1 protein-coding gene is annotated in these 1427 nt (G+C 52.3%); it reads right to left on the minus strand.

The features are described from left to right. The coding region (locus tag M2273_RS30720) for a 6-phosphogluconolactonase (protein ID WP_429402221.1) at positions 1–1427 on the minus strand (1427 nt) is incomplete at both ends.

A 1427-nucleotide genomic window follows, 5' to 3' on the forward strand; every position in this document is an offset into this window, starting at 1 on the left:
AAATCACCGGCGGCAAAAATCTGCTGCGGTTTTATTTTTTGCAGCAGGTCGATGGTGAGCTGGATATCTGCCTCACCCACGGTGTTCTTTTTGGTTTTGCCGGTTTCGTAAAAAGGCAAAGCCATAAAATGGATATGGTCGTCATGCAAACCCGCGTACCGGGCCCCCGAGATGGCCTCGGTTTTGCGGATAAAACCTTTCACATTGCGGATCTCCTGGGTATCGATCTGGTTAGGCTGTTTCTGCGGGAAAAAAGCACGCATTTCCTCGTATAACTTTTTCAGGTGCGCGGTATCCTCGCCAATGCTGTTGGTAAAATCAATGGCAAACTCCATGTAACGCAATACATCATCATCCCAAACGGCGGTATTACCCGAAGTCTGGTAAGCCACATGCACCTCATGCCCCTGATCTACCAGACGAATGAACGTACCCCCCATGGAGATCACGTCATCATCGGGGTGGGGTGAAAAGATGACAGACCGTTTTTTGGCCGGCAAAGCCCTTTCCGGCCTTTGCGAATCATCGGCATCCGGTTTGCCGCCCGGCCAGCCGGTAATGGTATGCTGGATCTGGTTAAAAATATCAATATTGATGTTGTATACCGGTCCCTGTTCCACGGCTAACTGTGCCATCCCGTGGTTGTTGTAGTCCTCCTCGGTCAGCTTCAGTACCGGCTTGCCGATGGTATCAGCCAGCCAGATCACCGCTTTTTTCTTCAGTACCTTATCGTCCCAGGAACAGTCTTTCACCAACCAGGGGGTATCAAAACGGGTAAGCTCGGAAGCGGCAGCTTCATCCAGTACAAATTCCACATTGTCGGATAATTGCAGGTAAGTAGCCGGTACATCGCCCGACATTTCGCCTTCCACGGCTTTTTTAATGATGGGCGCTTTCTTTTTGCTCCAGGCCATCAGGATGATCTCGCGGGCCTTGAAAATGGTACCGATCCCCATGGTGATGGCCTTGGTCGGCACATTGGCCTTACCGCCAAAATCACGGGAGGCATCATTACGGGTCAGGTCATCCAGGGTCACCAGCCTGGTACCCGAGTTGGGAGCCGAACCCGGCTCATTAAAACCGATGTGACCGGTACGTCCGATACCGAGGATCTGCAGGTCGAGCCCGCCCAGTTCCTCGATCTGGTGTTCATAAGCCAGGCAAAAAGCTACCACGGCATCCTGGTCCAGGGTGCCATCGGGAATGTGCACATTGGCCGGATCGATATCCACATGGCTGAAGAGGTTCTCGTACATGAAGGTGACATAGCTTTGAGCGGCATCGGGCTTCATGGGATAATACTCATCGAGGTTAAAGGTGATCACGTTTTTAAAAGACAAACCCTCTTCCTGGTGCAGGCGTACCAGTTCGGCATACACACCGATGGGGGTAACACCGGTAGCCAGTCCCAGCACGGCTTTTTCGCC

The organism is Mucilaginibacter lappiensis, assembly GCF_050433765.1.
Lineage (GTDB): Bacteria > Bacteroidota > Bacteroidia > Sphingobacteriales > Sphingobacteriaceae > Mucilaginibacter > Mucilaginibacter lappiensis_A.